This window comes from Maritimimonas rapanae (genome assembly GCF_057837205.1).
On record NZ_JBYQFI010000001.1, the window covers coordinates 1,058,289 to 1,078,743 of the forward strand.

The 20,455-nt window shown below is 32.5% G+C and carries 19 protein-coding genes; 12 read left to right on the forward strand and 7 right to left on the reverse strand.

Annotated elements, in window-relative coordinates; all coding sequences use genetic code 11:
* Nucleotides 1-419 precede the first annotated feature (419 nt).
* The 4 genes from AC3IF2_RS05055 to folE all read left to right on the forward strand — a co-directional run bounded on the left by AC3IF2_RS05055 (nucleotide 420) and on the right by folE (nucleotide 5,307).
* Nucleotides 420-2,159 carry a T9SS type A sorting domain-containing protein gene (locus AC3IF2_RS05055; protein WP_489165982.1) on the forward strand — a complete coding sequence of 580 codons (1,740 nt, stop codon included), beginning with the start codon at nucleotides 420-422 and terminating at the stop codon, nucleotides 2,157-2,159.
* A 135-nt stretch (nucleotides 2,160-2,294) separates the two neighbouring features.
* Nucleotides 2,295-2,873, forward strand: coding sequence for a DUF4126 domain-containing protein (locus AC3IF2_RS05060; protein WP_489165983.1), 579 nt, complete (start codon nucleotides 2,295-2,297; stop codon nucleotides 2,871-2,873).
* A 34-nt stretch (nucleotides 2,874-2,907) separates the two neighbouring features.
* Nucleotides 2,908-4,599: a histidine--tRNA ligase gene (hisS, locus tag AC3IF2_RS05065; RefSeq protein ID WP_489165984.1), complete on the forward strand. Its 1,692-nt coding sequence runs from the start codon at nucleotides 2,908-2,910 to the stop codon at nucleotides 4,597-4,599.
* A gap of 60 nt (nucleotides 4,600-4,659) precedes the next feature.
* Complete coding sequence (gene folE, locus AC3IF2_RS05070) at nucleotides 4,660-5,307, forward strand: GTP cyclohydrolase I FolE (protein ID WP_489166904.1); 648 nt, start codon at nucleotides 4,660-4,662, stop codon at nucleotides 5,305-5,307.
* Between the two features lie 91 nt (nucleotides 5,308-5,398).
* On the opposite strand, the gene AC3IF2_RS05075 is transcribed toward folE, so the two are convergent.
* Nucleotides 5,399-6,451: an acyl-CoA reductase gene (locus tag AC3IF2_RS05075; RefSeq protein WP_489165985.1), complete on the reverse strand. Its 1,053-nt coding sequence runs from the start codon at nucleotides 6,449-6,451 to the stop codon at nucleotides 5,399-5,401.
* A 64-nt stretch (nucleotides 6,452-6,515) separates the two neighbouring features.
* Between AC3IF2_RS05075 and AC3IF2_RS05080 the strand changes: the two genes are divergently transcribed.
* Both AC3IF2_RS05080 and speB read left to right on the forward strand, forming a co-directional pair.
* Nucleotides 6,516-6,869 carry a 4Fe-4S dicluster domain-containing protein gene (locus AC3IF2_RS05080; RefSeq protein WP_489165986.1) on the forward strand — a complete coding sequence of 118 codons (354 nt, stop codon included), beginning with the start codon at nucleotides 6,516-6,518 and terminating at the stop codon, nucleotides 6,867-6,869.
* Between the two features lie 97 nt (nucleotides 6,870-6,966).
* Nucleotides 6,967-7,734, forward strand: coding sequence for an agmatinase (speB, locus tag AC3IF2_RS05085; protein WP_489165987.1), 768 nt, complete (start codon nucleotides 6,967-6,969; stop codon nucleotides 7,732-7,734).
* Nucleotides 7,735-7,783: 49 nt separating this feature from the next.
* Here the strand turns inward: speB and AC3IF2_RS05090 are convergent, their stop codons facing one another.
* Nucleotides 7,784-10,477: a TonB-dependent receptor gene (locus tag AC3IF2_RS05090; RefSeq protein ID WP_489165988.1), complete on the reverse strand. Its 2,694-nt coding sequence runs from the start codon at nucleotides 10,475-10,477 to the stop codon at nucleotides 7,784-7,786.
* Between the two features lie 124 nt (nucleotides 10,478-10,601).
* Here AC3IF2_RS05090 and ychF point away from each other — a divergent pair, with 124 nt between their 5' ends.
* Genes ychF through AC3IF2_RS05120 form a run of 6 tightly spaced genes read left to right on the forward strand, consistent with a single transcriptional unit; the run spans nucleotide 10,602 to nucleotide 17,387 of the window.
* The gene (gene ychF / locus AC3IF2_RS05095; protein ID WP_489165989.1) at nucleotides 10,602-11,693 is read left to right on the forward strand and encodes a redox-regulated ATPase YchF; all 1,092 of its coding nucleotides are present in this window, start codon (nucleotides 10,602-10,604) and stop codon (nucleotides 11,691-11,693) included.
* A 9-nt stretch (nucleotides 11,694-11,702) separates the two neighbouring features.
* The gene (gene tgt / locus AC3IF2_RS05100; protein WP_489165990.1) at nucleotides 11,703-12,833 is read left to right on the forward strand and encodes a tRNA guanosine(34) transglycosylase Tgt; all 1,131 of its coding nucleotides are present in this window, start codon (nucleotides 11,703-11,705) and stop codon (nucleotides 12,831-12,833) included.
* Complete coding sequence (locus tag AC3IF2_RS05105; RefSeq protein WP_489165991.1) at nucleotides 12,834-13,919, forward strand: LptF/LptG family permease; 1,086 nt, start codon at nucleotides 12,834-12,836, stop codon at nucleotides 13,917-13,919.
* Nucleotides 13,906-14,802: a DMT family transporter gene (locus AC3IF2_RS05110; RefSeq protein WP_489165992.1), complete on the forward strand. Its 897-nt coding sequence runs from the start codon at nucleotides 13,906-13,908 to the stop codon at nucleotides 14,800-14,802. Before AC3IF2_RS05105 ends, AC3IF2_RS05110 begins: the two co-directional genes overlap by 14 nt.
* 51 nt (nucleotides 14,803-14,853) lie before the next feature.
* Nucleotides 14,854-15,807, forward strand: a complete 954-nt coding sequence (locus tag AC3IF2_RS05115) for an acetyl-CoA carboxylase carboxyltransferase subunit alpha (RefSeq protein ID WP_489165993.1) — start codon at nucleotides 14,854-14,856, stop codon at nucleotides 15,805-15,807.
* 8 nt (nucleotides 15,808-15,815) lie between these two features.
* Nucleotides 15,816-17,387, forward strand: coding sequence for an NAD(P)H-hydrate dehydratase (locus AC3IF2_RS05120; protein ID WP_489165995.1), 1,572 nt, complete (start codon nucleotides 15,816-15,818; stop codon nucleotides 17,385-17,387).
* Between the two features lie 31 nt (nucleotides 17,388-17,418).
* On the opposite strand, the gene AC3IF2_RS05125 is transcribed toward AC3IF2_RS05120, so the two are convergent.
* From AC3IF2_RS05125 to AC3IF2_RS05145, 5 genes are all read right to left on the reverse strand, one after another.
* A complete protein-coding gene (locus AC3IF2_RS05125) occupies nucleotides 17,419-18,441 on the reverse strand; it encodes a TlpA family protein disulfide reductase (RefSeq protein ID WP_489165996.1) in 1,023 nt (340 codons plus the stop codon).
* Nucleotides 18,442-18,538: 97 nt separating this feature from the next.
* Nucleotides 18,539-19,063: a TlpA family protein disulfide reductase gene (locus tag AC3IF2_RS05130; protein WP_489165997.1), complete on the reverse strand. Its 525-nt coding sequence runs from the start codon at nucleotides 19,061-19,063 to the stop codon at nucleotides 18,539-18,541.
* Between the two features lie 139 nt (nucleotides 19,064-19,202).
* The gene (locus AC3IF2_RS05135; RefSeq protein WP_489165998.1) at nucleotides 19,203-19,505 is read right to left on the reverse strand and encodes a hypothetical protein; all 303 of its coding nucleotides are present in this window, start codon (nucleotides 19,503-19,505) and stop codon (nucleotides 19,203-19,205) included.
* 77 nt (nucleotides 19,506-19,582) lie between these two features.
* The gene (locus AC3IF2_RS05140; protein WP_489165999.1) at nucleotides 19,583-19,960 is read right to left on the reverse strand and encodes a hypothetical protein; all 378 of its coding nucleotides are present in this window, start codon (nucleotides 19,958-19,960) and stop codon (nucleotides 19,583-19,585) included.
* A gap of 44 nt (nucleotides 19,961-20,004) precedes the next feature.
* On the reverse strand, nucleotides 20,005-20,451 hold the full coding sequence (locus AC3IF2_RS05145; RefSeq protein WP_489166000.1) for a YybH family protein: 447 nt from the start codon (nucleotides 20,449-20,451) through the stop codon (nucleotides 20,005-20,007).
* Nucleotides 20,452-20,455: the final 4 nt, after the last annotated feature.

Consider the following 20,455-nt stretch of genomic DNA (forward strand, 5'->3'; position numbering starts at 1 on the left):
TTTAGCAATTCCTGAAATTCAGTTATTACTACCCTAAAAATATCCTAACCATTTTAAGAGAACTGCAAAAAGTATGATACTCAATCCAGAAATGAATAAACCCTTAACTACCCGATCCCAGAATTGACTATCTTTATTAAATAAACTTTTTCTTTCTTTATTATTGTACTGCATAGGGTTTAAACTTGGTTAGGATTCAAACGTTAATACAACAAATGTAGTAGCTGAAGCCTTATAAAAAAAGGGCTTATGCGAAATACAGGAAAAATCCTGTACAAAAAAAGGGAATTTTCCCCTTTGCTTTTTTCATAAAATTTACGTATCAACTAATGTATGGTTTTTGTATAGGTACATTCTTCTTTATTCTAGATAATTGTTCGGTTATTGTAGTTCTTTAATTTTAACTAAATCAAATGATTATGATAAAAAAAATTACTTCATTAATTATTTTATTGATGTTAGTTACATTTGGGTATTCCCAATCACTACCATTCAATTTCGATGAATCTACCGACCCTTTATACTATTTTACTTGTTTTGACTGTTCTTTCACTATAACAACCGACCCCGATGATGCTGGTAATGCCGTAGGACAAATTGTAGGAGGAGGAGGTAATTTTGATACAGCCCAGACATTAAATTTAATGGAGAATATTGATTTGTCTGATGATAGTAATAATACTATTACGTTTAGAATTCGACCTGTAAATGGAACAGGCAGTGGCTCACATTTATTAAAGTTTGAAGGCGGAACGCCAATAACAGAACTTCCATTTACTACAACTGGTACTGATTGGCAAACAGTTACAATAGATTTTCCTTCAGGATTAGGGAATTATAGCAATCTGATTATTTTTCCAGATTTTAATAATTCAGCAATAGATACGTATTTAATCGATGACATCGCAGGAGGAACCAATGTTCCACCACCTGCTGATCCTACTGCTGAATTCCCTATCGACTTTTCGACAGCTGAAGATACGTTCAATTGTTTCGACTGTAGCTTTAGCATCACTACTGATCCTTTAGATGCTAATAATGAAGTAGGATCAATTGCTGGTGGAGGTCTTAATTTTGATACAGCTCAATTAAATTTAGGCACAAATTTAGACCTATCTGATGATTCAAATAATACTATTACTTTTAGAATTAAACCAATTAATGATACAGGTAGTGGTAGTCATTTGTTAAAATTTGAAGGTGGAACTGGTCCAATTGTTGAATTACCTTTTACTACAACGGGTACAAATTGGCAAAATATTAGCTTAGATTTTGGTGCAGGGTTAGGAAACTATGATTTAGTAGTAATATTTACTGACTTTAACAACAGTAGTAGTGATACATATTTAATAGATGATATTGCGGGCGCTAAAAATATAGTACCAGTAGCTGATCCTACAACACCAGCTCCAACACCAACAACATCCGATGGAGAAGTATTTAGTGTATATGGTGATACTGGTGGTTTTACAAATATTTGGGGTAATGATTATCAGTTTGGGACTCTTGTAGACGAACCTGATTTAGACGATACTGCTGCTGTAAATAGAGCATTTAAGGTTGATTTATCAATAGCTGGTTTTGGCCAAGGTAGAGTAGCTGAAGAAGATATCTCACCATATGGATATTTAAATTTTGATTATTGGGCATCGAGTAACGCTACAGATTTTAAAATTTTTCTAATTAGTGGAACTGATGCAGGTGCAAAAGTAGAAACGACATACGAAGTTGGGGTAGACGAAGCAATAGTTTTAGAAACATGGACAAACGTTAGTATACCACTTTCTCATTTTATTGGTCAAAATTTTGATGTCAGCGAATTTTTACAATGGAAAACAGATGTTTTAACTATTAGGCCGGGCATTATACATCTAGATAACATTTATTTTTCAATAAATAATGTTTTGGGAATAGCTGATTTTGATTTTACCGAAGTTACTGTATACCCAAACCCATCAAATAATAAATGGAACTTCAATTCATCATCTGAAGTATTATCTGATGTTGTAATCTATAATATTTTAGGAAAAATGATAAAAAGAATTAAACCAAATTCATTAACTGCAGAAATTGATGCATCTTCTCTTGCACAAGGCTTGTATTTCGCAAAGATTTCTTCTCAAGGAGCAGAAAAAACAGTTAAGCTTATTAAGAATTAAGTAGTATTTGTTATAATCCCCTTTTTGCAAAAGCTGTAGAATCTATGATTTAGATTTTACAGCTTTTTACAATAAAAATTTTGGCATAGTTTTGGTCAATAGACTAATGAATTAATTATTAAATTAGCCATAACTATGGATTCAGCCACAATATTTAGTATTCTTTTAGGCATCGGTCTTGCTGCTTCGGTAGGTTTTAGGGTATTTGTACCCTTATTTGCTTTAAGTATCGCATCCCATTATAATATCATTCCGCTTAATGAAAGTTGGGAGTGGGTTGGTGGTACACCTGCTATGATTGCATTGGGTATAGCGACTGTAGTTGAGATTGTTGGATACCTAATACCTTGGTTAGATAATGCGCTAGATACTATTGCTGTTCCTTTGGCGGCCGTTGCTGGTACAGCAGTAATGTTATCTACAGCTGCGGGTTTAGATCCATTAGTGACTTGGTCGTTAGCCATTATAGCAGGTGGTGGTACAGCCACGGCTATAAAAACATCTACATCTACAACGCGATTAGCTTCTACGGCAACAACAGGTGGTATTGCAAATCCTGTGGTTTCTACTGTTGAAACAGGTTCTTCAATCATTATGTCTATACTAGCTTTTGTAGCACCTGTGTTGGCTATTATTTTGGTAGTTGTTGTTCTTTGGTTAATGTTTAAAGTATTTAAGTGGTTCAAACCTTCTAAAAAAGTAAGCGAAACGTAAATTATTTTCAGATATTTGCAGCTTAGTTTTAGAGATGGCACAAAAACCAAGCATACCAAAAGGAACAAGAGACTTTTCACCTACCGAAGTTGCAAAACGTAATTATATATTTTCTACGATTAAAAGGCAATTTGAGTTATTTGGTTTTCAACCAATTGAAACACCAAGTTTTGAAAATTCTTCTACCCTTATGGGAAAATATGGTGAAGAAGGTGATCGATTGATTTTTAAGATTTTAAACTCTGGAGACTACTTTGAGAAATTAAGCGACAGGTTACCTAAATTCTACTATAAGTTTTTCAGTAAGTTAATAAAGAATAAAGTAATTAAAGGATCATATGAAGATTTAGGGAATTTTATTAATGAGTTTAAAGAGGACAGTATATCGTTTAAGTATTTAATTGATACATTTTTCTTAGATGATAGAAATGTAGATGTTGTTGATGATTATTTTTTCAATGTTGGAATAAAAGTTATTGAAAACTACTCAGATAGATTTCATGAATTAGATGAGAAATATTCTGAAAATGTGGAAATAGATTTTGAAGATGATGAAACGTTAATGAATATTTCGTTCAATGCTTTTGGATTATGGATTAAAAATTTAAACTCAAATAAAATTAGTAGTTATATATCCGAAAAAGCTTTGCGTTATGACCTAACAGTACCTTTTGCACGTTATGTAGTGCAGAATCAAAATGATTTGGTATTTCCGTTTAAGCGCTACCAAATGCAACCCGTTTGGAGGGCTGATAGACCTCAAAAAGGACGTTATAGAGAGTTTTATCAATGTGATGCAGATGTGGTTGGTAGTAAATCACTTCTACAAGAGGTAGAATTTATTCAGTTATACGATGCTATCTTTTCTGATCTAGGTATTGCTACAACTATTAAACTAAACAATAGAAAGATATTATCTGGTATTGCCGAAATTATAGGTGCCAAAGATAAACTGATAGATTTTACAGTTGCTCTAGATAAATTAGATAAAATAGGTGAGGAGGGCGTTGTTAAAGAAATGTTGGCCAAAGGTATTTCTGAAGGTGCTATAGCCAAAATGAAACCGCTTTTTAATTTATCTGGTAGTAGTGAAGAACAATTAGATCAATTGAAAGGCATCCTTTCTGCCTCCGACGAAGGTTTGCAAGGTGTTAAAGATTTACAATTTGTAATAGAAAATGTAACCAAACTAGGTCTTTCGTTATCTAACCTGCAATTAGACGTAACCTTAGCTCGTGGATTGAACTATTATACGGGTGCAATTTTTGAAGTTGTTGCGAATGATGTTAAATTAGGTTCTATCGGCGGTGGTGGACGTTATGATGACCTTACGGGAATCTTTGGTTTAAAAGATATGAGTGGTATTGGTATTTCTTTTGGATTGGATAGAATTTATCTAGTTCTTGAAGAATTAAATTTATTTAAACAATCAGTTGAATTGCCAACACCTAAGGTGTTGTTTTTAAATTTTGGAGAACAAGAATCTATCTATTGTTTAGAAGCACTAAAAAGCTTCCGCGAAAGCGAAATAAAAGCAGAGGTTTATCCTGATAATGTCAAGATAAAAAAGCAGATGAACTACGCTAATAAACGCGAAATTGAGTATGTGGTATTAGTTGGCGAATCTGAATTAGAGAATAAAAATTATACATTAAAAAACATGAATTCTGGTGAACAAACTACTTATGATCTAAGTACTTTGTTACAAACAGTGAAGAATTCGTAATTTTGTAAAAAATATAGACATATGTTTGAAGGAAAGAATGGTAAATGTACAGTAGAAGAAATGGGTGATGATCATTTATTTACATCTGCAAAGACGCCTTTACGCGATGATGCATTTGATATTTCTGATGAAGAAAAGATACAAGCCATTGAAGAAGATATGGCACATATACTTCATAAGTTAGGGATGGATCTAACAGACGATAGCCTTAAAGGCACACCAAAGCGTGTCGCTAAGATGTTTGTTAAAGAAATTTTTGGCGGATTAAACCCTAAAAACAAACCGAAGCCGTCAACTTTTGATAATAACTATAAGTATGGTGAAATGCTGGTAGAAAAGAATATTACAGTGTATTCTACCTGCGAGCATCATTTGTTACCTATAGTTGGTAGAGCTCATGTAGCTTATATTTCTAATGGAAATGTAATTGGTTTATCTAAGATGAATCGTATTGTAGATTATTATGCAAAGCGACCGCAAGTACAAGAACGCTTAACCATGCAGATTGTTCAAGAATTACAACAAGCTTTAGGTACAGAAGATGTAGCCTGTGTTATCGATGCAAAGCATTTATGTGTGAATTCTAGAGGAATTAGAGATATTGCAAGTAGTACGGTTACTTCAGAGTTTGGTGGTAAATTTAAAGATGATGCTACTAAAAGAGAGTTTTTAGATTATATAAAGCTAGAGACTGATTTTGGAGATTAATTTTATGTGATTCTGAACTTGTTTCATAATCACATCCTATAAATTAATTGTTTTATGAGAAGCTGAAATAAATTCAGCTTGACGGTGAATATTATAAGTTAGATAAAAATTCCATCGTGTCCACTCCATCAGCATAATCAGTTATAGATGGCTGTTGTGTTTTTCCAAACGAAACAGCATTTTCTAAACTATTGCTAACAACACTTTGAATTTGTTCTTTTTCTTCCTTCAACCTTATATTTAAAGAATCTAGGTCATCATAATATTCGTAGAACAAACTCGAAATAGGTGAGGCGTAGCTTGAATCTTCCTTTAACATTAAGAATCCGTTTTCTAACAAATCGAATTCACTCATTAAGTAGACAGCTTTGTTATAATCGTAATTATTAGCATATTTTTTATAATTGATAATGTCTTTATATTCGTAAACAGCACCAAATAACTGATCAAAATCATAACCTTTAGGCACAAATAATTTAGAGACACTTCTACAACCTAATCCGAAATAGCGAAAAATGTCTTCACCTAATCCTACCAATTCCTCTTCTGATTCCTTTCCAGTTAATACTGCTATACTATTTCTATTCTTACGAATGATATTAGAATGTTTACCAAAATAATACTCAAAATAACGGGCAGTATTGTTACTTCCGGTAGCTATTACGGCATCAAAATTCTCTAGTTTTTCTTCAGCAAATGCTATTTTACCTTTTAATTCGGGTTCTATAAGTTCTAAATACTTTGTTATTAGTGGAAGAAAATGTTTGTCGTTAGAAGATTGTTTGACAATAATGGAGTGACCAGAAATCAATACCGATAGAAAATCATGAAACCCAACCAAAGGGATATTACCAGCCATGATAACTGCAATTGTCTTAGTATTAGGGCTTAAATCATATTTAGAAATCCAATTATTTAAGTTGCTTATTGTTAATTCTTTAGACCAGGATTCAAAAGCATATAAAATGTTATCTTCTGTAAACCAGCCATTAAATTCTTGAGCTCTTTTTATTTGTAGTTTAAATGCATCAAAAAATAGATCATTCAATAAAACGTCTTCTTTTTGATCAATTTTTCCTCTTGAAAATTGACTTAAAAATTTTCCAAGTTCAACAAAAGCATTGATTCTGTTTTGTGATAACATTTATTCGTTTTTTCCGTTCTTGTTTTCGTAACTTTGCGACTGCAAATTTAATTGAATTTAAGTTATGGCAATTATTATAACAGATGAATGTATAAACTGTGGTGCTTGTGAGCCAGAATGCCCAAATACTGCTATTTATGAAGGTGCAGACGATTGGCGTTATAAAGACGGAACTTCTTTAACAGGAAAAGTTGTTTTGCCAAATGGAAATGAAGTAGATGCAGAAGAAGTGCAAGAGCCTGTTTCTGATGAGATCTATTATATTGTTCCAGATAAGTGCACTGAATGTAAAGGATTCCATGAAGAACCGCAGTGTGCAGCCGTATGCCCTGTTGATTGTTGTGTACCGGATGAAGATAATGTAGAAACAGAAGAAGAATTATTAGGTAAGCAGCAATTTATGCACCCTGAAGACTAGTTGATACTAGAAGTAATGATTATATGAATCCTAAACTTTAAAAGTTTGGGATTTTTTTATTCGATATTTTAAAGGATATTTATATCAAATATAAGTAATGAGTCAAATAATAATTCAAGGAATACAATTTGATGAAAAATCATCTTACCAGAAAGGGCCAGCATTAGCACCACCAATGATAAGGGAAGCGTTGTATTCTGGTTCTATGAATCTATTTTCTGAAAGCGGAGTTTCTATTGAAAACATGGTGAATGATAAAGGAGGTTTTAAAATCTCTGATTACTTTGAAATAGAAAAAATAACCAAGAACCATTTAAATAGTAAAATTTTAACTCTGGGTGGTGATCACTCTATTACTTACCCTATAATTAAAGCTCATCAAAAAAAATATCCAAAATTAGATATCCTACATATAGATGCACATTCTGATTTGTATGACGATTATGAAGGAGATAAATATTCACATGCATGTCCTTTTGCTAGAATAATGAAAAACAAACTAGCTATAAGATTAGTACAAGTAGGGATAAGAACATTAAATGATCATCAAACTGAGCAGGCAAAAAAATATAATGTAGAAGTTCATCAAATGAAAAGTTTAGATATATCATCTATTCCAAAATTTGAGAATCCTTTATACATCTCTCTAGATATGGATGCTTTTGATCCTGCTTTTGCACCAGGAGTTTCTCATCATGAACCAGGAGGCTTATCATCTAGACAAGTTATAGAACTAATTCAAAATCTAGATGCAGAAGTTGTAGGTGCAGATATTGTAGAATACAACCCCAATAGAGACTTCCAAAATACGACAGCATTTTTAGCTGCCAAAATGATGAAAGAGATTGTTGCTAAAATGGTATAAAATATAAAACCGAGCAAAATGCTCGGTTTTATATTTTCAAGGCTCTAGACTAAAAACTAAAAGTTAATCGACTAAATAAATACATACCATCAGACCCCATTTGAACAGAGTCAGCTAAACCACCTTGATCTGTCCACCCATCGAATTGTGGGGATGGATATTTATTAAAAAGATTGTTAGCCCCAACCGTTAATTTAATAGCATCAGATAATTGATACCCTAGGTTTAAATCAACTGTCATCATTGCTTCATAAGTATCTGTAGCTACAGCAAATAATGCATCAGCTTCAGCTTGTGTAGTAGCTGGTGAATCAACCCATTGAAAATCTTGCAAAATCACTTCGCTAAACTGTGTAAGTGTTACACCAGCATCAAATTTAGAGGTAGAATAACCTAAATTTAGACCAAATTTATAGTCTGGAGCAGCGGCTTCAAGATAAGCTTGAGAAAAAGGACCAAAAAATGTAAATTCATTTAAATCACCATTATTGATCTTTTCTATTTTAAGGTTATTGAAATTACCAACTAATCCAGCTTTAACTTTTCCTTCATCTCCAACACTTGTTTCATAACCTAAAACGATATCTACACCTGTAGTTTTTGTGTCTACACCATTGGCAAAAAACTGCGCTGCATCTACATTTAAAGGACCTAAAATAGCTTGGTCAGTAAAATTATCTGTCAAAATAATTCTATCGTCTACAGATATGGAATAGGCATCTACGGTAGCAGAAAACCCTCCTTTTTTAAATGTAAAACCAATACTTGCATTTAATGCCTTCTCTTCATTTAGGTCACCTATACCAAAAGCTCTTGTCACTGTACTATTATTTGCTGAAAGTAATGAAGGTACAGATTGACCAGCAACAATATTATTGAATATTAAATTATAATACAGTTGAGCTAAAGATGGAGCTCTAAAACCTGTCGACATAGAACCTCTTAACGAAAGAGCATCACTAACTTTTATTCTACTGGCTAGTTTAAAATTAAAGGTGCTACCAAAATCACTATAATCTTCAAAACGAATAGCTCCACCAACCATAAAAGATTCACTAATATTCAATTCTGTATCAAAATAAATACCATAATTAGTCCTACTTCTGTCTACTTCGTTATCTGGACTGTACCCAGGAAATCCCTGTGAGCCTCCAGGTAGCTCATCTCCATTAGAATCAGTAGCGGGTGTTTGTACAGCTGGGTTTGATAAGAAAATACCATTATTATCATATAAACCATAAGAAGCTTCTTCACCAGCAAAAATTCCAAAACGCTCTGTTCTATATTCTATACCAAATGCTAAACTTAAACCAGAGGATACATCTTCAAAATACTTGTTAAAATCTAAACCTGTAGTATTTTGAGATAGATAATGACCACCTGCATCGAAATCAGTAGGAGAGGCATCTTTTAAAGAAGCATTATTACTTCCTTTTATAAAATAATGAAAATTGTTTTTTCCATAAGTATTGTTAAAATCTACATTCCAGTCGTTTTTCATTTCATGTCTTATACCAGCAGAAACTGATACATCAGTTATATTAGAAGTTATTCTTGGAGTGAAACCATTTGGATATAAACTTGGCACTGATCTATTATCGCCATCCGCAAAGCTACTTCTTGAAAAAGCATATGCATTAGTATCTCTAAAATTTCTTCCACCAAAAGCATATACTTCAGTTTTATCATTTACTGGTAAATATCCATTAATCATAAAATTGAAACCATCAATTCCAGCACTACCATAACCTTTTCGCCATGAAAATCCAGGCCTTAACGTATTTTGCTTAGATAAAAACTCGGTTGTAAAATTTATGAACCCACCATTATCACCTAATGAGACACCATAATTGGCATCTACTTTAACAGTCGCTCCATCAAAACTTTTTTCTTTTCCATCAAGCCTGTTTTTTCCTTCTACATTAAACAAAGTTTCACCTGTAGCTTCAGCCCAACCATCTCCAATAGCTGTACTATAAGCACCATAGGTTATGCCTCCAGAAAAGGTATCTGTTTTATCTTTTAATACAATATTGATAACACCAGCAATAGCATCAGAACCATATTGTGCCGATGCTCCATCACGTAATACTTCTATTCTTTTTATTGCTGAAGCAGGAATTGCATTTAAATCCGTACCAGAGTTACCACGACCTCTAGTGCCAAAAATATTGACTAATGATGATTGATGCCTACGTTTACCATTGATTAAAACTAAAGTTTGGTCAGGACCTAACCCTCTAAGTGAAGCAGGTACAATATGGTCAGCACCATCAGACCCAGATTGTTTAGTAGCATTAAATGAAGGAGCGGCATATTGCAAAATATCATTTACTTCAACTTTACCAGTTTTTGTAGATAAATCTGCTACATCTAGTACATCGACAGGTACTGGAGTATCGGTTGCAGTTCTTCTCGGACTACGTGAACCAACTAATACAACTTCATCTAGTTGTTCACCGCTTGCTAGGGTTATATTAACAACTGATCTTCCATTGATTACTACTTCTTGAGCTTGGTAACCAACAAAACTTATAACTAGTACAGCATTGTCTGCAACTGTTAAAGAATAATTTCCATCAAAATCAGTAGTAGTTCCATTTGTAGTTCCTTTTTCGACAACACTTGCTCCAGGTAGAGGAGCATTGTCTGAATCGATTACTTTTCCTGAAATTTGGTTCTGTGCGGAAGCTACAGTAAAGCTTAAAAAACACAGAATTGCCATTAAGTAAAATTTTCTCATGAATTAATTAATTTTTGATTAGTACAAACGAATATACTGCTTCTTTTTTTAACAGTTTTAATTAGGATATCAATTCAGTATATAAAACAAACTAGTATATTTGCACCGCTAAAAATTATACTTAATGAAAGCCGGAATTGTAGGATTACCAAACGTGGGTAAATCAACCTTATTTAACTGTTTATCAAATGCTAAAGCGCAAAGCGCAAACTTTCCTTTTTGTACCATTGAACCAAATATTGGTGTAGTTAATGTACCAGATAAGCGTTTAGAGAAATTGGAAGAATTGGTAAATCCTGAAAAAGTATTACCAGCTACTGTAGAAATAGTTGATATTGCTGGTTTGGTAAAAGGTGCTAGTAAAGGTGAGGGTCTTGGGAATCAATTCTTGGCAAATATTCGTGAAACTGATGCGATTATACATGTGTTACGTTGTTTTGATAATGATAATATAGTACACGTTGATGGTTCTATAGATCCTATAAGAGATAAAGAAACTATCGATATAGAATTACAGTTAAAGGATCTAGAAACTGTAGAAAAAAGATTAGAGCGTGTAAAGCGTACAGCTAAAACTGGCAATAAAGAAGCTCAAGCTGAATTGGTGGTTTTAGATAAAATAAAAGCTACTTTAGAAAGTGGTAAATCGATTAGATCGATTGAGCGAAATGAAAAAGAAACTGAGTTTATACAATCACTTCAATTTATTACTGATAAACCAGTATTATATGTGTGTAATGTAGATGAAAGTGCCGCTAAAGATGGAAATGCATATGTAGATAAAGTAAAAGAAGCTATTGCTGATGAAAATGCAGAAGTAATCATTCTAGCCGTTGGTACAGAAGCTGATATTACTGAATTAGAAACCTACGAAGAACGCCAAATGTTCTTAGAAGATTTAGGCTTAGAAGAAGCTGGAGCTTCTAAATTGATTAGAGCTGCTTATAAATTATTGAACTTGCAAACATATTTTACTGCTGGTAAAAAAGAAGTTAGAGCTTGGACTATTAATATTGGGGATACTGCACCACAAGCTGCTGGAGTTATCCATACAGATTTTGAAAAAGGATTTATTCGTGCCGAAGTAATGAAATATGACGATTTTGTAACATTAGGTAGTGAGGCCAAGGTTAAAGAAGCTGGTAAGTTAGCAGTTCAAGGTAAAGAATATGTTGTGGCTGATGGAGATATAATGCACTTTAGATTTAATGTTTAAGTTTATTCTATGCAATTTGAACTTAAAGGATTAGATGAAAATAGTAAAGCTAGAGCGGGAGAAGTAACTACAGATCATGGTGTTATCGAAACACCAATTTTTATGCCTGTTGGTACGGTAGCTTCTGTAAAAAGTGTACACCAACGTGAGTTAAAAGATGATATTAATGCAGATATTATTCTTGGTAATACTTATCATCTTTATTTACGTCCTCAAACACCAATCTTAGAACAGGTTGGAGGTTTACACAAGTTTATGAATTGGGATCGACCAATTCTAACAGATTCAGGTGGTTACCAGGTTTATTCTTTATCTAATAATAGAAAGATCAATGAAGAAGGAGTGAAGTTTAAATCTCATATTGATGGTTCTTCACATTTCTTTTCACCAGAATTTTCAATGGATATTCAGCGTAGTATTGGTGCCGATATTATTATGGCCTTTGATGAGTGCACACCATATCCTTGTGAGTACGGTTATGCGAAGCAATCTATGCATATGACGCACCGCTGGCTGCATAGATGTATTGATCATCTGGATAAAAATCCAGAAAAATATGGCTATAATCAAACATTCTTCCCTATAGTTCAAGGAAGTACTTATAAAGATTTGCGTAAACAATCGGCAGAATATATTGCTTCAGTTGAAGCAGATGGTAATGCGATTGGAGGACTTTCAGTTGGCGAACCTGCTGAGGAAATGTATGAAATGACTGATATTGTTTGCAATATCCTGCCAAAGGATAAACCTCGTTACTTGATGGGTGTTGGTACCCCAATAAATATCTTAGAAAATATTGCATTGGGTATAGATATGTTCGATTGTGTAATGCCAACTCGTAATGCTCGTAACGGAATGCTATTTACAGCTCATGGTACTATCAATATCAAAAATAAAAAATGGGCAGATGATTTTTCACCTATAGATGAAATGGGCATCACTTATGTAGATACTCAATATTCTAAAGCTTATCTGCGACATTTATTTGTGTCAAAAGAATATTTAGGTAAGCAGATTGCTTCAATTCATAATTTAGGGTTTTATCTATGGTTGGTTCGTGAAGCCAGAAAACATATCTTAGCAGGAGATTTTACTACTTGGAAAAACCAAATGGTAAACCAAATGGATAAACGATTGTAAGTGCGAAAGCTCGACAGATATATACTAAAGAAATATTTCACTTCTTTCTTTTTTACACTGCTTATATTAATACCAATAGCAGTTGCAATTGATATATCTGATAAAATAGGGAAGTTTTTAGCACATTCTGACCTTGGAACAGCGGAAATAATTAATGATTATTATATACCATTTATCATATTTTACGCTAATACTTTTATGCCATTAGCACTTTTTATTTCTACAATTTTATTTACGTCAAAGCTTGCTAATGATACAGAAATAGTTGCCATACACAGTGCAGGAATTTCATTCACACGTTTTTTAAGACCCTATTTTATTGGTGCTACTATTATTGCATTAGTGGCATTTGCAGCAAATCATTTTATAGTTCCGAAAACGAACGGAACTTTTGAAGAATTTCAAGACAATTATACTAGAAGAACAAAAAAGTCAAAGACTTTTGTATCTAACGTTAATTTACAACTCACACAAAATGATTTTATTTATATAAGAAGTTATGACCTAAAAAGAAATACAGGTTCAGATTTTTCTTATGAACACTTTGACGGATTAAAATTGAAGTATAAACTAACATCAAAGAGTCTTAAATTCAACGAAAAAGATACTACTTATACGCTGTCAAATTATAAAAAGCGTTTTGTCTTACCAAAGAACGATAGTATTTATTCAAGTCAAAAACTTGACACTGTTTTTAATTTTAAGCCTCAAGATTTATTATATACAAGCACAATAGCTAAAGCTATGAATTCTTACGATTTAAATAGTCATATCAATAAATCTGAAAAAAGAGGAGTTAATAACTTGAATCAATATAAAGTTGAATTATATAAGAGAACAAGTTTGCCCATATCGTCATTTATTTTAACAATAATTGCGGTTGCATTAGCATCAAAAAAAAGAAGAGGTGGTGTTGGTATTAATTTGGCACTTGGTGTTACAATTATGTTTTCTTACGTTTTCTTTCTTAAGGTATTTGAAGTACTAGGGTCTGGTGCAACTTCCAACCCGTTATTTATGGTTTGGTTGCCCAATGTGCTTTTCGGTATTTTAGCAGTTTATCTTTATATGAATGCTAAGCGATAAACTAAAACATAATCTACATTTACATCTATTAGTTTTTATTGCTGGTTTTACAGCAATTCTTGGCGAACTGATAAGTATTGAAGCTTTTTCACTTGTTTGGTATCGAATGGTAATTGCAGGAATTTTAATGTTTATTTATATTAAAATTACCAAAATTAACATTGTTATTTCTAAGAAGAAATTATTACAATTTTTAGGAGCAGGTGTTATTATAGCTTTGCATTGGATTACTTTTTTTGCTTCTATAAAAGAAGCTAACATATCTATAGCATTAGCTATGTTTTCTACTGGTGCATTTTTTGCTGCTATTATTGAACCTGTCTTTTATAAGCGAAGAATAAGAGGATACGAGCTGTTATTTGGTTTATTGGTAATTCTCGGAGTTTATCTGATAATTGATAGTGAAATAAAATACTTGACAGGAATTCTTTTAGGAATCTCTTCAGCTTTTTTTTCTTCTTTATTTGCAGTAATCAACGGACGATTTGTAGAAAAAGAGGATGCCACAGTTATTTCATTTTATGAGTTTATAGGTGGTGTAGCTTTTATTAGTATATACTTGGTAATCTTTGGTGTTGGATTTGATGAAGAATTTTTTACTTTAAAATCTAGTGATTGGCTTTATATATTTATCCTCGCATCTGTTTGTACAGCCTACGCTTTTATTGCTGCAGTATATATTATGAAGTTTATAAGTCCATTTACAGTAGTTTTAACATATAATCTTGAGCCAGTTTATGGTATTATTTTAGCCTTACTTATTTTTGGTAAAAATGAAATTATGAGTGCTAATTTTTATTATGGAGCTATCCTTATTTTAGTAACAGTAGTTTTAGACGGATTGCTAAAAAATTACCCAAATTTATTCAAACTAAAAAAATAAGCTCATCTACTCAAAGTTCATATATTTGTACTCCTAACTTAATTAACCCAAATGGAATATTTAGATTTTGAAAAGCCTATTCAAGAGTTGGAAGAACAACTAGATAAGTGCTTGTTGATTGGTAAAGAAAGTGATATCGATGTCTCGGAAACCTGTCAACAGATCGAAAAAAAATTAGAAAAAGCTAAGAAAGATATATATAAGAATTTAACTCCATGGCAACGTGTTCAGTTGTCTCGACATCCAAATAGACCTTATACTTTAGACCATATAAATGCTTTAACAAAAGGTACTTTTATGGAACTGCATGGTGATAGAACTGTAAAAGATGATAAAGCGATGGTTGGTGGCCTTGGAAAGATCGGAGATCAATCTTTTATGTTTATTGGTCAGCAAAAAGGATATAATACGAAGACTCGTCAATACCGTAACTTCGGCATGGCAAACCCAGAAGGCTATCGTAAGGCTTTGCGATTGATGAAAATGGCCGAAAAGTTTGGTATTCCTGTGGTGACTTTAATCGACACCCCTGGTGCATACCCTGGTTTAGAGGCAGAAGAGCGCGGGCAAGGCGAGGCTATTGCGCGTAATATTTTTGAAATGTCTAAGCTAAAAACGCCTATTATTTCGATAATTATTGGTGAGGGAGCTTCTGGCGGAGCAGTAGGCATTGGTGTTGGCGATCGTGTTTTTATGATGGAGAATACCTGGTATACAGTTATTTCTCCTGAGTCATGCTCATCTATTCTATGGCGTAGTTGGGAGTATAAGGAACAAGCTGCTGAAGCTTTAAAATTAACTGCAGCCGATATGAAAAAGCTGAAGCTAATCGATGGTATTATTAGAGAACCTTTCGGAGGTGCTCATAGTAACAGGGAAGAAGCTTTTAAAATTGTTGAGAAGCAAATACTCAAATCTTTTGCAGAATTGCAACCACTATCAATAAAAGAATTAGTTGAAAAACGCATGGAGAAGTACGCTGATATGGGTGTATATAAAGATTAAATTCATTTATGAAAATACTTTCCGCTGAACAATTATATCAAGCAGATCAAGTAACCATTAAAAAAGGTGAAATTACTTCTGCAGATCTGATGGAGAGAGCAGCTACTTTATGCTTTCAGTGGGTTCATAATAGACTTCAAGGTAACACAATACCAATTCGCGTTTTTTGTGGAACAGGTAATAATGGTGGTGATGGTTTGGTAATTGCTCGTCATTTAAAGCAACATGGATACAATGTAACCACGTTTGTTGTGAATTGTGGTAATGATAGAACTCAAGATTTTTTAACGAATTATGAGCGCTTAAAAGAGTTAGGTGTTTGGCCAGAAATGATTACATGTCAAACAGATTTACCTGAAATTTCAGAAAATGATATGATCATTGATGCAATTTTTGGTTTAGGATTATCTCGACCACCAAAAGATCTTATCAAAGAAGTAATTCAACATATCAATAAATCAAATGCGTATGTGCTTTCTGTAGATGTACCTTCTGGTATGTATGCTAGTAAAGCCATCGAAGATAGAGAAGCTGTAGTTAGGGCATATCACGTATTAACGTTTCAAACACCAAAATTATCTTTTTTATTACCTGAAAATCAAGAATTCTTAACTTCTTGGGAAGTTATAGATATTGGTTTAGATGCAGAATTTATTTTTAATGCAGAAGCAGATCATTTTATTACAGAAAAGTATGATGTCTTACCGATGTATAAGTATAGAAAACAATTTTCTCACAAAGGTAATTATGGTCATGCTTTGTTAATTGGTGGTAGTTTTGGTAAAATTGGTGCCATATCGCTAGCCTCGAGAGCTGCATTAAATATTGGTAGTGGTTTAGTTACTGCTTATATTCCTAAATGTGGTTACGAAATTTTGCAGACAGCCTTACCAGAAGTAATGGTAGAAGTAGATGCCGAAAAAGAAATTCAAAAAATAAATTCTAAAGTTGCTGCTAATGCTATTGCAATAGGAGTAGGGTTAGGCACTTCTACTAAAACTTTAACAGGATTTAAAGAGTTTTTATCTAAAAATAAAACTCCTTTGGTGATAGATGCTGATGCTATCAATTTACTAGCAAAAGATAAATCTTTATTAAAATTTATTCCAAAAGGATCAGTTTTAACACCACATCATAAAGAATTTGAGCGTTTAACAGGAAAATGGAAAGACGATTTTGATAAATTAGATAAGCTCAAAAAACTGGCTTCAAAACTGGAGTCTATTATTGTTTTGAAAGGAGCTTATACTGCAATAGCTTATAATGATAAAATATATTTTAATGCTACTGGTAACCCAGCTTTAGCTACTGGCGGAAGTGGCGATGTGCTTACAGGTATTATAACCGGATTAATTGCTCAAGGATATTCATCTTTTGAAGCAAGCGTCTTTGGTGTATATCTACATGGCAAAACAGCTGAGTTAGCCATGAAAGATTTAGTGTTCGAAACATTTACAGCTTCAGATAGTATAGATTACTTATCAGATGCTTTTAAAGATTTGTTTAAAAGAGAGCAATTGCCGCAGCAAGAAGTTAAGCAAGAAGAACAAGGCACAGAAGATACAGAAGCTCATGTATAAAAAAACGACTCAAATTTGAGTCGTTTTCATTTTATATATTCAATTCGTTAAATAACTTTTTTAGTTGAGGATCCGATGGTCTTGGAGCATCTGAACTAACTATATTCCCTTCAGGATCAATTAATATAAATCTTGGTATTCCTGTAATTCTGTAATCTTGTACAAACTGAGAACTCCAATCTTTATCAGCTAGTATTTGAACTCCTTTAAGATCACGTTCGCCTACCATTCTTTTCCATTTATCCTTATTTTTCTGCTCGTCTATAGATAATCCCACGAAAGTGATATTCTTATCATGATATTCTGTTTCTAATTCTTTTAAATAAGGAATTTCGCGTTTACATGGTCCGCACCAAGTCGCCCAAACATCAACATATACATATTTACCTTTAAGGTCATCTAAAGAGATACTTTTGCCATCAATATTCGGATAATTAAATTTAGGAGATGGTTTGCCTTTACCTAAAACCTTTAGTAATTCATGTTTTTGTTGGTAATTAGAAGTTAGATATCTAATAAACTGTTCATTTGATCTATTTTCATAATCTACAAAACCAGAATCAAGATCACTTGCATTTGCAATTAGATCGCCCATAGATTTTTTTAAAGTATTTACTTTTGTATCGAAAACTTCTTTATCTAATTCAAAAAAGGAATTATAATTTTCTAAGCCTTCTTTCTTTTCAAAACGACTTTTATTGATCATATAATTATTGGTACCAGCTCCTAATCCTGCAAAAGAGATAGAGTTCAACAAATCGTTGGCGTCAAAATTTGCTTGAAGATCGTAACCGTTTTTTAAGAATACAAAAGTTTGATTAGGATGATGCTCTAACATGTAGAAACCATCTTTTACAGAAATGGTGTCAGAAAAAGTGCCATCTTCTCTAATTAAAATCTCTCTCTTAAAATCTGGCCCGTTTAAGACCACTTTATCAGAAGATGCATTAGTGATCTTCCCCGAAAGAGTGGCGTAATCTTTTAAAACTTCTTCTTTTTTACAACTTAAAAATGATAGTGTAACTACGAAAAATAATATGAAAATTTTCTTCATTTAGGTCAAAATAATTTGCTCCAAAAATATTGAATTCTGCGTTAAATACCTCTAAAGACAATTAATTTAACTTTTCCTTACAAGAAAGTTAGAAGAATTACTTTTTAATCGTAGAATTTAACAAGTCTTTTAACTTTTGTTGTGAGGGTTTTGGAGCAAAGGCATCTATAATCTTACCTTCTTTGTCAATTAGAATAGCTCTAGGTATATTAATAACATTATAAGACTTTATAAAGTCAGACTGCCAGTCTCTATCAACAATTAATTGAAGACCTTTTAAATTTAAGTCTTTAATAGCCTGTAACCATTTCGATTTATCTCTCTGGTAATCAACAGAAATATTTATAAACTTAATAGCGTCTCCGTAAGTTTTATCTAAGGTTTGTAAATGTGGTAATTCTTCTTTACTAGGTTGACTCCAGGAAGTCCATAAGTTTATGTATACGTATTCACCTTTAAAATCTTTAAGCTCAACAAGCTTATCATTTTTATCTTTAAAAGAAAATTCAGGCGAAATTTTGCCAGGTGCAATGGCCGTTTTTTCGAAGTTGCGTGTTACTTCTTTGCTTAAGGTAAAGGAGAGGGTACCTAGTACTACAATTAACAATAGTAGATTCCTCATGTTTAGCGATTTTGGGATTTATGTATAATTTAAACGCCAAATTTTGAAAATATTGTGTCTTTTGTTAAAAAAATAAATAAACTAATCAGGTAAAAATGAACTATTTAACTAATAAATTGTAAAGTAAGAATTAAGGATATTATGCACAGTTAGCGCAAAAACGATTTTTTGATCTTTTTAGAAGCTTGTTTTTAGGAGGGATCGGTTTGCACTTTTCGCAAAAGCTATGATCTCCATCATCTATTTTGGCTAACATCATTTTTAATGCTTTTAATTTATGCTCTACAATTTCAATTCTTCGTTCTGCAGTAGTACGATCAAGTCTTTTGTTTTTAGAAATACTTTTAATTGTATGGTCTTTATACGCGGCAATAGAATTGTATGTGCTGGTTATTTCGTTAACAATTCGCTCTTGTAAAGATATTACTTGATCCTTAGTCATAATTGCGTTAGTTGGGGTATCGAATATACTAAAAATAATTAATTGATTACTAGAACGTAAACTCCTATAAACCGTTACTACTGATAGCCTATATGTTTGCTAGAAGGTTTAGATGGTATTATTTCTACAAAGTAATATACAAGTGACGCAATTGAGCTTACTAGTACTAATAGAACAATCCACATAATCTTAGTGTTACTATCTTTTTCTTTATTATTGCTCACATGTACTATGTAATATATCATAATTCCTAATTTGATGATTACAGCAAGTACCACTATAATGATTATCGTAGATAATGATTGAAAAAATTCTACAGGAAATTCACCGTGATTATTTTCAGCTTCAATAATATTTTTTAAGAAGAACGAAAAAAAGAAAATAATATAAATTAGACCAAGTAAGAAAGGTAAAAAAGTTAAAATACCTAACCATATTTTCTTTGTATTACTCATAAGTATTGATAATTAACTTTTTAAAGATACGAAAGAAAAACTTGCTAAGGCAACAAGGTATAATGACCATGAATGCACAACCATTTACCATTTTCTTTTACAAATATTCTGGTTGACTTTCCTTTGGTGGCAAATGGTTTACCATTTGTTGAACCAGAATCTGACCAATAATAAGTTATAAAAGCTGTATTACCATTTATTGTAACTTTCGGTTCATGCATTTCTGTATGGATTGGACTAGAGCTTTCTATCCATCCTTTTATGCCCTTTACTTCTGCCGTTTTACCAGAACGTAAAACAGAATCATATTCGCCAAACTGTGTAAAATCTTTATGTACATAAGAAGCATATCTATCAATATCACCTTTTTCGATGGCATCCCACATGTCTACTAATGTAGCTTTAATGAGTTCTTTTTCCTTGATTGGTTTTATTTCTGTTTTACAGCTCGATACTATTATTAGAAACAATAAGAGTGAAAGTTTTTTCATAAAA